Here is a 12,620-nt window from a genome sequence, read left to right on the forward strand (position 1 = left end):
GGGTTCAGCGCACCACGCACCATGCAGCACCCGCAGGAGGACCCCGTGCGGCGTCGGACTTTCCTCACCTCAGCGACCGGAAGCGCAGCTGCCGCCGTTCCCTTCGTGGCCCAACGCCGGACCGTCGGCATGTCGGACGTGGCCCGGGTCGCTGCCGGGATGAACGCCCTTGTCGAAGCCGACGACCGCCAGGGCGGACACACGGCACTGGAGAAGGCCGCCGCCCAGGGCCGCACCAGGGTGCTGGAACTACAGCAGCGCAACGCCGGCGAACGCGTCCGCCGAGCCCTGTACGCACTGGCCGCCGAATACACCACCATCGCCGCCTGGTCCTGCATCGACGCCCGCAATCTCGACCAGGCCCAGAGCTACCTGAACGAATCAGCGACGTACGCCGGCCTCTCCCAGGACGGCCCCACCGAAATGCGGGTCTGGGTCAACCTCTCGATGCTCGCCTACCAGCGGCAGAACTGGCCCGAAGCCCTCGCAGCGGCTCAGGCCGCGCAAGCCTCCTCAGCGGCTCGCCGAGACCCGTTCTTCGACTCGCTGGGCCGAGTCCGCGTCGCCCTCGCGTACGCGGCTCTCGGTGACGGCCGTGCGGGCCTGCGTTCACTGGGATCAGCCCAGGACACCTTCACCAGGGTGGCCGACCGAGAGCGTCCGCGCTGGACCGCCTTCTACGGGCAGGCCGAACTTGACCACCTCGCCGCAATCGTCCAGTTCAACAGCGGACGCCACCCCCATGCCGAAGCCATGGCTCACCGCGCGCTGGCCAGGATCCCGACCGCCTTCCGGCGCAACACGGCCCTCGCGACGGCCCAGCTCGCCCTCGCGCAGCTCCACCAGGGAGAGGCCGAACAGGCCACGGCCTCAGCCACCGACGTCTTCACCATCATGGATGGCGACCCATTGCCCGGTCGTATGCGCACGCTCATGGGCGACTTCCACCGAGGCCTGTTCGTCATGGCTCCCTCCGCCTCCTACTCACGAGACTGGGCAGACCGCTTGCGAACCGAATGGAGCCGAGCGTGACCGACCTGCGTCACTTCCAGCACGGAAACCTCCCCGAGGCCTTTCGGCAGATGCTCATCGACGTACACGCCGACGCCTACGCCGACCAGATGGACGATCCCTTCCACCAGCGCTTCGCCTGGTTCGTCGACCACTGGACCGGCATGGACGGCTTCTCCTGCGTGGTGGCGTACGACGAAGACGAACCGGTCGGCTTCGCCTACGGCGCCCCGCTTGCTCCCGGCCGGGAGTGGTGGCGCTCCACCGGCTACGAGCCGAGCCACGGCCACACCTCTACCTACGCCGTGTCCGAGGTGATGGTGCGCCCCGACTGGCGCAAGCGGGGCATCTCTGAGCGGCTGCATGAGGCGCTGCTCAAGGAACGTACGGAGGACCTCGCCGTGCTCCTGGTCGACGTCACCCACCCCAAGGTGCAGGAGCTCTATAAGTCGTGGGGATACGGCAAAGTCGGCGAGCAGCAACCATTCGCCGACTCACCCGTGTACGCGGTGATGGTCCAAGACCTCCGGCGCTGAGCCCCATCAGAGAGCGGCGAGTCGGCCCGGACGAAGCTCGACCCCCTCGTCGAGCGCCTGCCCCACGGCCTGAACACCCCCGTCGGACACCGCGGCTCCGAGCTGCCGGGCGGCGAACGGCAGCATCACCATCGCCCGCGCCCTCCTGTGCAAGCCCCGGCTGCTGCTCCTGGACGAGGACGAGGCGACCTCGCAACTCGACGCCGTCAACGAGGCCGCGCTGCGGGATGTCATCACGGAGGTGGCCCGTGAGACCACCGTGCTCGTGGTAGCCCACCGCCTGTCGACGGTGACCGGCGCCGGACGGATCGTCATGGAATCCGGCCGGGTCCGCCGGTCGGTCAGTCCGCGCTGAGCGGAAGCCGCAGCCGCACCCGGTAGCCGCCCTCCGCTGTCGGGCCGGACTCCAGGGCCCCGTGCAGGATCTCGGCCCGCTCTCGCAGGCCGATCAGGCCCTGCTGCGAACCGGGCAGGGACAGGGAGGGACGTGTGGGCGCGGTGTTGGTGACCGTCACTCCGACGTCGTCGCCCTTCTGCCACAGTTCGACGCGGGCCACGGCGCCGGGGGCGTGCTTGCGTACGTTGGTCAGCGCCTCCTGGACCGTGCGGTAGACGGCCCGTTGGGCGGGGGTGCCCACGGCGTCCGGAAGATCACCGGTCAGCTCCGCGTGAGTACCGCTCGATTCCACCAGCTTGTGCAGGTCGGCGAGAGTGGGCTGGGGCGTCAGCTCGGTGGCGCGGCCGCCCGAGGCGCGCAACAGCGTGACCATGGTCCGCAGTTCGTCGAGCGTGGTGACGCTCAGCGAACGGATCGTGCGGGCGGCCTCTTTGGTGTTGTCGTCCTTGGTGGCGACCTGGAGGGCTCCGGCCCGTACGGCGATCAGGCTGACCTGGTGGGAGACCACGTCGTGCATCTCACGGGCCAGCTGGGCGCGTTCGCGGGCGAGCACGGCCTGGGCGTGCAGGGCCTGCTCGTGTTCCCTGGCTTCCTCGATCTCGTCCAGCCGCCGCGCCAGGTCCCGTTGCGCCTGGAGAAGCTGGCCGAAGAGGACCGGGGTCGCGGAGGTCGCCAGGCCGTACACGAAGAAGACCAGCGTCATGGTCCGGTCGGCCTCGGCCAGGGGCCACGGGACACTGCCCGCGACGGCGGCCAGGGCGATGCAGACCGCGAGGAGACGGCGGTTGCGGGAGCGCTCGGCCAGGGTGAACAGCGCCACGAGCACCGCGACGGCGACATCCTGCGTCAGCGCGATGGGCAGGGTGAGCAGGAACACGGCGAGCGGGAACCGGCGCCGGAAGGCCAGTGCCGCGCAACCGACCGCGGCCGGAAAGACGCCGAAGCGCGTGTTCTCCCACGTGTTCAGCCATACGTCCAGGGCCGCCACCGCCACCAGAAGGACGTCGACGACCGGAGTGGGAACCCGCTTCCAGGCAGCCGCGGCGCGGCTCATCGCCCGGCCTGCGGCTGCGGACGCTCGTCGAGCAGGCCGGCCCGCTGCGCCAGCAGCGCGGCCTGCACCCGGCTCGTCACCCGCAGCTTCGTGAGGATCGCGCTGACGTGGTCCTTGATCGTGCCGGCGCTCAGGTGGATGCGCGCTCCGATGTCCGCGTTCGACAGGCCCTCCGCCACCAGGACGAGGACATCGCGCTCCCGGGCGGTGAGCAGCCGGACGCGGGCCGCCACCTCGTCGACGGCCGCCCCGCTGCCGGGATGGTTGCGCAGCAGTGTCCGCGACGCCTTGGGGGACAGCACGACACCGCCTGCGGCAAGGGTGCGCACCAGGTGGGCGAGCTGCTCCGGCTCGGTGTCCTTGAGGAGGAAACCGGCAGCGCCGGAGTGCAGCGCGGTCAGGATGTACTCGTCGGCGTCGAACGTGGTCAGCATCGCCACCACCGGCGGATCCGGCATCGCGCGCAGCTCGCGCAGGACGGTGAGGCCGTCGACGTCCGGCATCCGGATGTCCAGCAGGATCACGTCGGGCCGCTCCCGGCGCACCGTCTCCACGGCCCCTCCCCCACCGGCGGTCGCGACGACCTCGATGTCCTCGGCCGCACCCAGGATGAGTTCGAAGCCGGAACGGACCAGTGCCTCGTCGTCCACCACCACTACCCGGATCACGCGGCCCGCCTCACCTTGTCCATGCCGTCCAGCCCATGCCGACTCGACCCTAAAGCCCCCGGCCGGACCCGGCGGCCGGACAGACGGCAGCTCCAGCCACTCGGCGGGGCAGCTCCCTCCGGTCGGCAGGGACATCACGCGCTTGTGCCGGAAACTCCGTGATCGGCTGCGGCCCGAAGGCGCCGACATCACGATGTCCCTGCGTGAAGAGCCATGGGGATGATCCACTCTGATCTCCAGCCCATCGCACAGACCCGGAAGAGAGAGCACCGTATGCGAAAGCTCGTGTACTACATCGCCACCACGCTGGACGGTTTCATCGCGGGCCCGGACGGTGCCGACCCCACCGGACCGGCCGGCTTCTGGCCGATCCCGGCGGACTACATCCAGTACCTGGCGACGGAGTACCCGGAGACCCTGCCCGTCCAGGCCCGGGCGGCGCTGTCGGTCACCGCGGAGGGCACGCACTTCGACACCGTCCTGGAAGGACGGCGCAGCTACGAGGTCGGCCTCAAGGCCGGCATCGACGACGCCTACCCCCACCTGCGTCACCTGGTCTTCTCCCGGACCCTCACCGAGGCCCCGGCCCCGGCCGTCGAACTGGTCGCCGGTGACCCCGTGGAGAAGGTACGGCAGCTGAAGCAGGAGGACGGCAAGGACATCTGGCTGCTGGGCGGCGCGGAACTGGCCGGTTCCCTGTACGGCGAGATCGACCAGCTCGTCCTCAAGGTGGCCCCGCTGACCATCGGCGCCGGGATCCCGGTCTTCTCCCACAAGGCAGCCTTCGATCCGCGCGGCTGGGAGCTCACCGGCCACACCGTGCTGGACAGTGGCGCGGCCTTCGTGACCTATGCGCGCGCCACCGGGAACTGAACCCGAACGCAGTGCGGTTCCGGCGCCGGTGCCTTTCCGGGCTCCGGCACCGGAACCGTCCGTGGTGCTCCCCAGCGCCCATGATGCCGGGCACCGAGCCGGATCGGCATTGCCGGTTCCCGGCAGAGTTCACTAGGGTCTGCCTGCCGGTGGCCGTCAAGAAACCGTCAACGGCACACGAGACAGCAGGGACAGGGGGCGGGGTGGGCGAGCCGGACGCGGCGACGCGGTATCTGGACCGGTACGCGGAGATCCTGGCAGAGGTCTCCGCGACCGGCCGTCGGCTGACGCGGGACGAACTCGACGCCCGCCGCGCCCTGGGTGAGCAGGCCGCGGAGCGCGGACACAGCCTGCGCAGCCTCGTACGGGAGCACCTCGCGGCCACCCGGGCCGCCTGGCCCGGCCCGCAGGGCTCCGCCGACCACGTCCTGGCCGCGGTGGAACAGGCGGTCGACGCCTTCGCCGAGGGTTACGAGCGGGCGCAGCGTCAGGCCGTGCGCGAAGAGGAGGCCGCGCGCCGGGAGTTCATCGACGACCTGCTGTACGGCCGCAGCGACCTGGGCCGCCTCGCCGAACGTGCCGAGCGCTTCGGCCTCGTGCTGTCCCACGTCCATGCCGTCGCGGTCGCCGAGGGGCCCGAGGCGTACGACGACGTCGGACCGGTCACCCGCCGGATAGAGGCCGCGCTGACAGCGCGGTTCGGCAACCGGCGCATCCTGCTGACCACCAAGAACGAACAGCTGGTCTGCATCGCTCCGGGCGACCAGGACGACGTGCTCGCCTACTTCGCCAAGCAGGCGCACGCCGCCACGGACGACGGCCGCGTGGCCATCGGCCGCCCTCGGCCCGGCGCCGGCGGCGTGGTGCACTCCTACGAGGAGGCGCTCAGCACCCTCGAACTCGCCGGCCGGCTGGGCCTGGAAGACCCGGTCGTGCGCGCCGCCGACCTGCTGGTCTACCCGGTCCTCGCCCGCGACCGGCAGGCCATGGCCGACCTCGTGCTCAGCGTGCTCGGGCCGTTGAAACGGGCCCGCGGCGGTGCGGAGCCGCTGCTGGAAACGCTGCGGGTGTACTTCGATTCCGGCTGCACGGCGGCCGAGGCGGCCCGCCGCCTGGCACTGAGCGTGCGGGCCCTGACGTACCGGCTGGAACGCATCCACCAGCTGACCGGCGCCGACCCGGCCGACCCCGTGCACCGCTACACCCTGCAAACCGCCGTCATCGGGGCACGATTGCTGGACTGGCCCGCGCAGGAGATCTGACCGGGGCGGGAAGAAGGGGCGGACCTGGGCCGCGGCCCGCCCGTCCAGCGACAGGTGACGCTTCACGCCCCGCGGCCCGCCCGTCCGGCGTCCGGCGACAGGTGACGCTTCACGCCCCGCGGCCCGCCCATCGCGACAGGTGGGCGGGCCCGTGCGGATCAGAGGTCCGTCAGCCGGTGATCTCCACCTTCCCGTTGAGCGACGCCGGCTGGTCTCCCACCGCCGGAGTGCGCTGCGTCATGCCCTTCAGCAGCTCGGTGAGGTCGACGCCGGTCGTGGAACCGAGAAGTTCCAGGCCCTGGGCGACGTTGTCCGCGACGGCCCGCGGGATGCGGCCGGCGCCGTCGGTGGAGATGACCGTCATCTTGTCCACCGCGCTGAGCGGCTCGGACGCCTTGGCCACGACCTCCGGCAGCACCCCGACGAGCATCTGCAGGACGGCCGCGTCGCCGTACTGCCCGAACGCGTCCGCCTTCTTGCGCATCGCCTCGGCCTCGGCCGCGCCCTTCGCACCGATCGCCGACGCCTCTGCCTCACCTTCCAGCCGTACCGCCTCGGCGATCGCCGCCCGCCGGGACCGCTCGGCCTCACCCTGCTTCAGGCCCTCGACGGCCTCCGCCTCGGCCAGCGCCGAGCGGCGCTGCTTCTCGCCCTCACCGGTCAGGCGGGCCCGCTCGGCCTCCGCCTGCGCAGCCGCGATCCCGGCCGCCTTGTCCGCCTCGGCCTGCTTGACCCGGGCGACGCGCTTGGCCTCGGCCTCCTGCTCGGCGGCGTAGCGCTGGGCGTCGGCGGGCTTGCGGACCTGGGTGTCGAGCTGCCGGTCGGTCAGTGCGGCCTGCCGCTCGGCGACCTTCTCCTGCTGGGTGAGGATCTCCTGCTGCCGGGCCGCCTCGGCCAGCGGTCCGGCAGCCGCCGCACGGGCCGCGGCCTCGTCGGTCTCGGCCTTGATCTCGGCCTGCTTGAGGGCGAACGTCCGCTGCGCGACCGCGATCTCCTCCTCCGCCTTGAGCCGTGCCTGCTCGGCGGCCCGCCGGGCGACGGCTTCGGCGATGTCGGCCTCCTGCCTGGCGCGTGCCGCCTCGGGCCGGCCGAGGTCCTCCAGATAGGAGCCCTCGGTGGTGATGTCCTGGATCTGGAACGCGTCCAGCACCAGCCCCTGCCCGGACAGGCTGGCCTCGGCCTCCTCCGCGACCTGCCCGGCGAACGCCGCCCGGTCACGGATGACGTCCTCCACCGACATCCGCCCGACGATGGCCCGCAGCGCACCGGACAGCACTTCCTGGGTGAAGCCGACGATGCCGTCCTGCTGCATCAGGAACCGCTGTGCGGCGGCTCGGATGGAGTCCTCGGTGCCGCCGACCTTGACGATCGCGACGCCGTCCAGGTTGGCCTTCACGCCGCGCAGCGTGACCGCGCCGCGCACCGCGACGGGGATGTGCCGGGAGGACAGGTCGAGGGTGAACCTCTGCTGCACGAACGGCACGACGAACACCCCGCCGCCGACCACGACCTTCTGCCCGCTGTTGTCGGTGAAGACCCGTCCGGTCTCCGGGTCGGTGGCTTTCTTGCCCCGCCGGCCGGTGACGATGAACGCCTCACTCGGACCCGCCACCTTGTAGCGGGTGACCACGACCAGTGCCAGCAGCACGAGGAGTACGACGGCCCCTACGACCGCGAAGACGACAGGACTCATGACAGTGCCCCCGAATCACATACGAAAAGGAGAAAGAGAGAAAGAGAGAAGGAAGGGAGAGGGGAGAGGGGCAGAGGGAGAGAGGAAAGGTCAGCGGTCCACCGGGCGGACCACGACGGAGGTGGCGGAGGGCACCGCCTCCACCCACACCTCGGCGCCCCGGGCCACCGGCCCCGCGCTGCGGGCGGCGAACTTGGCCGTCTGCCCCGCGAGTCGCAGCAGCACCTCTCCGTAACCGTCCGCCGGGATGGCCGTGACCACGTTGCCCGACGTACCCACCAGGCCGTCACCGGTCGGTGTGTGAGCCGTCTGATCACGCATCAGGGCGCGGCTGAAGCGGTACGTCAGCCAGGCCGTCGTGAGCCCGCACACGGCCCCCGCCGTGGTGGCGACCACGGGACCGGCATCCGCCGCAGTGGTGGCGACGGCGCCGCCGAAGCCGGTCATCGCCAGGAACCCGGCGACGACCGGCAGCGACAGCCAACCGTCCAGGGCACTGCCCGGCGCACCGTCGAGCACACCGTCCAGCACCCCGTCGAAGACCAGCGACAGGGCGAGCAACGCGACCCCCGTGATGCCCAGTCCCAGAAACCAGACCATGCGCGCCGTCCCCCTCCCGCCCGCCGCTGAACTCCGACTTGACGGGATACTCACACGCGAGGAGGAACCGTTTCATTGCCGTGTTCCGGCAATGTTTACGGGCCTTTTATGCCGGGCTCCCGCACGGTGGGGACCGGGCAGGGGGATGAGGCGGGCCTCTGACGGGCAGGACCGGTGCGGCAGCAGTCGGTGACCTGAGGGGGACCCCGTGCGTGAACTCGCGGACACGATCGAGTCGGTGGAACAGCTCGCCACGGTCTGGCGGGCCATGGTGCTCGACCGGGAGCCCCACGCCGACGTGCGGGACCTGCCGGGCATCGCCGTGCGGTGGGCCGACTGCCGGTTCGCCTTCTGGAACTGCGTGACCCTGACGGAGGCCGGGGCGGACGCCGGGGCGCTGAAGCAGCGGCTGAACGAGGCCGCCGAGATCATGCGCTCCAAGTCCCACCCCGGGTTCCTGTGGGTCTTCGAGTCCCTGCTCGACGACGGGGCGCGTGCGGCGCTCGGGGCCGCCGCCGAGCAGGCGGGCCTGCGGTACGCCTTCCCCGGCACCGGGATGGCGGGAGACCTGCTGCCCCTGCCCGCACCCGCCCACCCCGAGCTGACCTTCGTGCGCGTGGACAGCGACGACCTGCTGCGCGCGTACGCGGACATCAACTCGCGCGCCTACGGTTTCCCGCTGGAGGACGGGCGGGACGGGCTCGCCGGGTCCACGCTGTGGAAGAGCGGGGTGTACGCGTATCTGGGGCTGCGCGAGGGGGTCCCCGTGACCTGCGCCGCCACCGTGGAGGCGGACGGGCGGCTCTTCGTCGTGCTCGTGGCCACCGATCCGGCGTGGGAACGGCGGGGCTACGGGGAGGCCGTGACCCGCAAGGCGCTGTACGAGGGCGCCCGCTCGACCGGCCTGACCAGGGCGACACTGCACGCGACCGCGGCCGGGGCGCCCGTGTATCCGCGGATCGGGTTCCGGCCCAATTCGCCGATCGGCTTCTACGCCCTGGCGGACTGACCCCTCCCGGACCGGTCGCCCCGCACCACCCCGCTCGGGACCGGCGGAGGCCTCGGCTCAGTCCCGTGGTGTCAGTCGATCCCCCCGCCCACCGTGAACCCGGTGACCGTCCCGCCCCCTTCCCGCCGGAACGCGAACGGCGCTCCGCCATGGGCGAGGGCCACCTCGCGGACGATGGACAGGCCGAGGCCCGAGCCGGGCAGGGAGCGGGCGTCGGCGGCGCGGTAGAAGCGGTCGAAGACCCGGGTGAGGTCGCGCTCGGCGATGCCCGGCCCCCGGTCGAGGACCTCGACCCGGATCCGGCCGGGCCGGGCGGGCCCCGAGACGACGATCTCGATGGGGGCCCGGCCTCCCTGGTCGAACTTGACCGCGTTCTCGACGAGGTTGGACAGCGCACGGGTCAGCATCCCGGCCCGCCCGTCGGTCGTGGTGTCGCCGCTCGCGCGCAGCCGGATCTCCCGGCCGCTGCGGCGCCGGGCCGCCCCTGCCACCTCCTCGGCGATGTCGGCGACGTCCACCCGCCGCGGCGGCTCGGTGTCGGACTGCCCGGCCGCGAGATCCACCAGCTCGTTGACCAGGTCGGTCAGCTCCCGGGCCTCCTGGCCCAGGTCGGCGACCAGCTCCTCGCGGGCCTTCGGCGGGAGTTCGTCGATCCGGCGCAGCAGGGAGATGTTGGTGCGCAGCGAGGTCAGCGGCGTGCGCAGCTCGTGGCCCGCGTCCTGGACCAGGCGGCGCTGGTCCTCCTCGGACTGCGCGAGCCGGCCCAGCATGCGGTCGAAGGCCCGGCCGAGCCGGCCGACCTCGTCATGGCCGGCCACCGGCACCTGGATGCCCAGCCGGCGGGTGCGGGCGACGTCCTCGGCGGCGTCGGTCAGCACGACCAGGCGTCGTGTGATCCGCCGGGCCAGCCACCAGCCGAACAGCCCGGCGCCGATCACGACGGCGGCCATCAGCAGCAGCGTCCGCTGCTGGAGTGCCCGCAGCAGGTCCTCGACGTCGCTGAACTCCTGCGCGACCTGCACCGCGCCCCGGCCGCCGCCGAGGGAGACGGTGGCGACGCGGTAGACGTCGCTGCCCACGTCGACGTCCTTGTGCTCGGCCACCTGCCCGGAGAGCGTCCGGGCGGCGATCCGCGCGTCGGTGCCGGTGACCGGCAACCCCGGATTGCCCGCATCCACGACGTGCCCGTCCGGGCCGAGCACCTGCACGTCGGTGCGGGCGGGCCGCACGAGGTCGTGGCCGGGTGCGGCGGAGGAGAAGTCGCCGGGCGTCATGCGGTTCTGCCGCACCTCGTCGCGCAGGTCCTGCACGACCTCGTCGAACACCGTCTGCTGGTCCACCCGCACCAGCCGGGCGGCGGCGCTGTACGACAGGATGCCGACCAGGATCGTCACGGCCGCCGTCACCGCCGCGAACGACACGGCGAACGTGGTGCGCAGCGAGACCAGCTTCGGCCGCCGCCCGGCCAGCAGGCGGCCCAGGCGGCCCACTCAGTCCTCCCGCAGCACGTAACCCACGCCGCGCACCGTGTGGATCAGCTGCGGCGCGTCCGGCTCGTCGAGCTTGCGGCGCAGATAGCCGACGTAGACGGCGAGGTTCTTCGAGCCGGGCCCGAAGTCGTAGCCCCAGATGCGGTCGTAGATCGTGGAGTGGTCGAGGACGATGCCCGCGTTGCGCACCAGCAGTTCCAGCAGCTCGAACTCGGTGCGGGTCAGTTCCAGCTCGCGCGCGCCCCGCCAGACCCGGCGGGCCTGCGGGTCCATACGGATCCCGGCCGCCTCCAGGAACCGCTCCGACAGCGGCCTGGGCACCTCGGCCACGGGTGCGCTGCCGGCCCCCACCGGGCTGGTGCGGCGCAGCAGGGCACGCAGCCGGGCGAAGACCTCCTCCACGTCGAAGGGCTTGACCACGTAGTCGTCGGCGCCCGCGTCCAGCCCGGCGATCCGGTCGGCGGTCTCCACGAGGGCGGTCAGCATCAGCACCGGGGTCCGGTCCCCCTCGGCGCGCAGCACCCGGCACACCTGGAGACCGTCGATGCCGGGCATCATCACGTCCAGCAGGAGTACGTCCGGGCGGTTGCGGTGGGCCTGAGCCAGCGCCTCGACACCGTCGGCGACCGCCATGACCTGGTAGCCCTCCAGGGTCAGGGCACGCTCCAGGGCGTTGCGGATGGCGCGGTCGTCTTCGGCGAGCAGCACGGTGTGGGACACGCGTCCAGTGTGCCAAGCCACCCGGCCGCCGGGACGGTCCGCGCTGCGCCGGGGCGTCCTTCTTACTCCCCTCTCACCAGCGGCCGGGCAACCTCGGAGCCGGGCCCTACCGTGTCCTCACCCTCGGCCCCCGGCGACCCGGGCCGCGTGCGCCGGGGCGTCCGGGACGTCCGCCGGGCGGTCCACGGCGAACTCCTTGCGCAGCACCGGCACGACCTCCTCGCCGAGCAGGTCGATCTGCTCCAGCACGGTCTTCAGCGGCAGGCCGGCGTGGTCGATCAGGAACAGCTGGCGCTGGTAGTCGCCGGCGTACTCGCGGAACGCCAGCGTCTTCTCGATGACCTGCTGCGGGGAGCCGACGGTCAGCGGCGTCTGCTCCGTGAAGTCCTCCAGCGACGGCCCGTGCCCGTAGACCGGGGCGACGTCGAAGTAGGGGCGGAACTCGCGCACCGCGTCCTGGGCGTTCTTCCGCATGAACACGTGCCCGCCGAGGCCGACGATCGCCTGCTCGGGGGTGCCGTGGCCGTAGTGGGCGTACCGCTCGCGGTAGAGCTCGACCATGCGCTTGGTGTGGTCGGCCGGCCAGAAGATGTTGTTGTGGAAGAAGCCGTCGCCGTAGTACGCGGCCTGCTCGGCGATCTCCGGTGAGCGGATCGACCCGTGCCAGACGAACGGCGGGACGCCGTCCAGCGGGCGGGGTGTGGCCGTGAAGCCCTGCAGGGGTGTGCGGAACTTCCCCTCCCAGTCGACGACGTCCTCGCGCCAGAGGCGGTGGAGCAGGGCGTAGTTCTCGACGGCGAGGTTGATGCCCTGCCGGATGTCCTGCCCGAACCAGGGGTAGACCGGGCCGGTGTTCCCGCGGCCCAGCATCAGGTCGACCCGGCCGTCGGCCAGGTGCTGGAGCATCGCGAAGTCCTCGGCGATCTTCACCGGGTCGTTGGTGGTGATCAGGGTGGTGGCCGTGGAGAGGATCAGCCGCTCGGTGCGGGCCGCGACGTAGCCGAGCATCGTCGTGGGGGACGACGGCACGAAGGGCGGGTTGTGGTGCTCTCCGGTGGCGAAGACGTCGAGGCCCACCTCCTCGGCCTTCAGCGCGATGGCCACCATCGCCTTGATGCGCTCGCGCTCCGTGGGCGTCCGGCCGGTGGTGGGGTCGGGCGTGACGTCGCCGACGCTGAAGATCCCGAACTGCATGCTCGCTCACCCTCCAGGTTGTTTACCGTTCAACCATAAGGGAGAACGGCAGCCGACGTGGAGTTGTTCCCCCGAGGGAGCCGCCACGGCCGCCACGGCCGCCACGGAAGGCC

The 12,620-nt window shown here is 71.9% G+C and carries 12 protein-coding genes and 1 pseudogene; 6 read left to right on the top strand and 7 right to left on the bottom strand.

Annotation, left to right across the window (positions count from 1 at the left end; all coding sequences use genetic code 11):
* Positions 1-105: 105 nt before the first annotated feature.
* The 3 genes and pseudogenes from ACFCXS_RS03705 to ACFCXS_RS03715 form a co-directional block, all read left to right on the top strand.
* Positions 106-1,032, top strand: coding sequence for an XRE family transcriptional regulator (locus tag ACFCXS_RS03705; protein WP_376641433.1), 927 nt, complete (start codon positions 106-108; stop codon positions 1,030-1,032).
* Positions 1,017-1,547 carry a GNAT family N-acetyltransferase gene (locus tag ACFCXS_RS03710; protein WP_376641434.1) on the top strand — a complete coding sequence of 177 codons (531 nt, stop codon included), beginning with the start codon at positions 1,017-1,019 and terminating at the stop codon, positions 1,545-1,547. Before ACFCXS_RS03705 ends, ACFCXS_RS03710 begins: the two co-directional genes overlap by 16 nt.
* A 27-nt stretch (positions 1,548-1,574) precedes the next feature.
* A pseudogene (locus tag ACFCXS_RS03715) lies at positions 1,575-1,881 on the top strand (ATP-binding cassette domain-containing protein); the annotation flags it as partial.
* Between the two features lie 7 nt (positions 1,882-1,888).
* Here the strand turns inward: ACFCXS_RS03715 and ACFCXS_RS03720 are convergent.
* Complete coding sequence (locus ACFCXS_RS03720) at positions 1,889-2,998, bottom strand: sensor histidine kinase (protein WP_376641435.1); 1,110 nt, start codon at positions 2,996-2,998, stop codon at positions 1,889-1,891.
* Positions 2,995-3,666 carry a response regulator gene (locus ACFCXS_RS03725; RefSeq protein ID WP_376641436.1) on the bottom strand — a complete coding sequence of 224 codons (672 nt, stop codon included), beginning with the start codon at positions 3,664-3,666 and terminating at the stop codon, positions 2,995-2,997. Before ACFCXS_RS03725 ends, ACFCXS_RS03720 begins: the two co-directional genes overlap by 4 nt.
* Before the next feature lie 273 nt (positions 3,667-3,939).
* Between ACFCXS_RS03725 and ACFCXS_RS03730 the strand changes: the two genes are divergently transcribed.
* Both ACFCXS_RS03730 and ACFCXS_RS03735 read left to right on the top strand, forming a co-directional pair.
* Positions 3,940-4,539: a dihydrofolate reductase family protein gene (locus ACFCXS_RS03730; RefSeq protein ID WP_376641437.1), complete on the top strand. Its 600-nt coding sequence runs from the start codon at positions 3,940-3,942 to the stop codon at positions 4,537-4,539.
* Between the two features lie 203 nt (positions 4,540-4,742).
* Positions 4,743-5,801 (top strand): PucR family transcriptional regulator, encoded by a 1,059-nt coding sequence (locus ACFCXS_RS03735; protein ID WP_376641438.1) that lies wholly within the window; start codon positions 4,743-4,745, stop codon positions 5,799-5,801.
* Between the two features lie 169 nt (positions 5,802-5,970).
* Here the strand turns inward: ACFCXS_RS03735 and ACFCXS_RS03740 are convergent, their stop codons facing one another.
* Both ACFCXS_RS03740 and ACFCXS_RS03745 read right to left on the bottom strand, forming a co-directional pair.
* Positions 5,971-7,494, bottom strand: a complete 1,524-nt coding sequence (locus tag ACFCXS_RS03740) for a flotillin family protein (protein WP_376641439.1) — start codon at positions 7,492-7,494, stop codon at positions 5,971-5,973.
* Between the two features lie 90 nt (positions 7,495-7,584).
* Positions 7,585-8,094 (bottom strand): NfeD family protein, encoded by a 510-nt coding sequence (locus ACFCXS_RS03745; protein WP_376641440.1) that lies wholly within the window; start codon positions 8,092-8,094, stop codon positions 7,585-7,587.
* Positions 8,095-8,302: 208 nt separating this feature from the next.
* Between ACFCXS_RS03745 and ACFCXS_RS03750 the strand changes: the two genes are divergently transcribed.
* Positions 8,303-9,103: a GNAT family N-acetyltransferase gene (locus tag ACFCXS_RS03750; protein WP_376641441.1), complete on the top strand. Its 801-nt coding sequence runs from the start codon at positions 8,303-8,305 to the stop codon at positions 9,101-9,103.
* Positions 9,104-9,174: 71 nt separating this feature from the next.
* Here the strand turns inward: ACFCXS_RS03750 and ACFCXS_RS03755 are convergent, their stop codons facing one another.
* From ACFCXS_RS03755 to ACFCXS_RS03765, 3 genes are all read right to left on the bottom strand, one after another.
* Positions 9,175-10,593 (bottom strand): ATP-binding protein, encoded by a 1,419-nt coding sequence (locus tag ACFCXS_RS03755; protein WP_376641442.1) that lies wholly within the window; start codon positions 10,591-10,593, stop codon positions 9,175-9,177.
* Positions 10,594-11,313 carry a response regulator transcription factor gene (locus tag ACFCXS_RS03760; RefSeq protein ID WP_376641443.1) on the bottom strand — a complete coding sequence of 240 codons (720 nt, stop codon included), beginning with the start codon at positions 11,311-11,313 and terminating at the stop codon, positions 10,594-10,596.
* 117 nt (positions 11,314-11,430) lie between these two features.
* The gene (locus ACFCXS_RS03765) at positions 11,431-12,507 is read right to left on the bottom strand and encodes an LLM class flavin-dependent oxidoreductase (RefSeq protein ID WP_376641444.1); all 1,077 of its coding nucleotides are present in this window, start codon (positions 12,505-12,507) and stop codon (positions 11,431-11,433) included.
* Between the last annotated feature and the right edge of the window lie 113 nt (positions 12,508-12,620).

It is taken from the genome of Streptomyces sp. NPDC056373, assembly GCF_042262425.1.
In the GTDB taxonomy this organism is placed as follows: domain Bacteria; phylum Actinomycetota; class Actinomycetes; order Streptomycetales; family Streptomycetaceae; genus Streptomyces.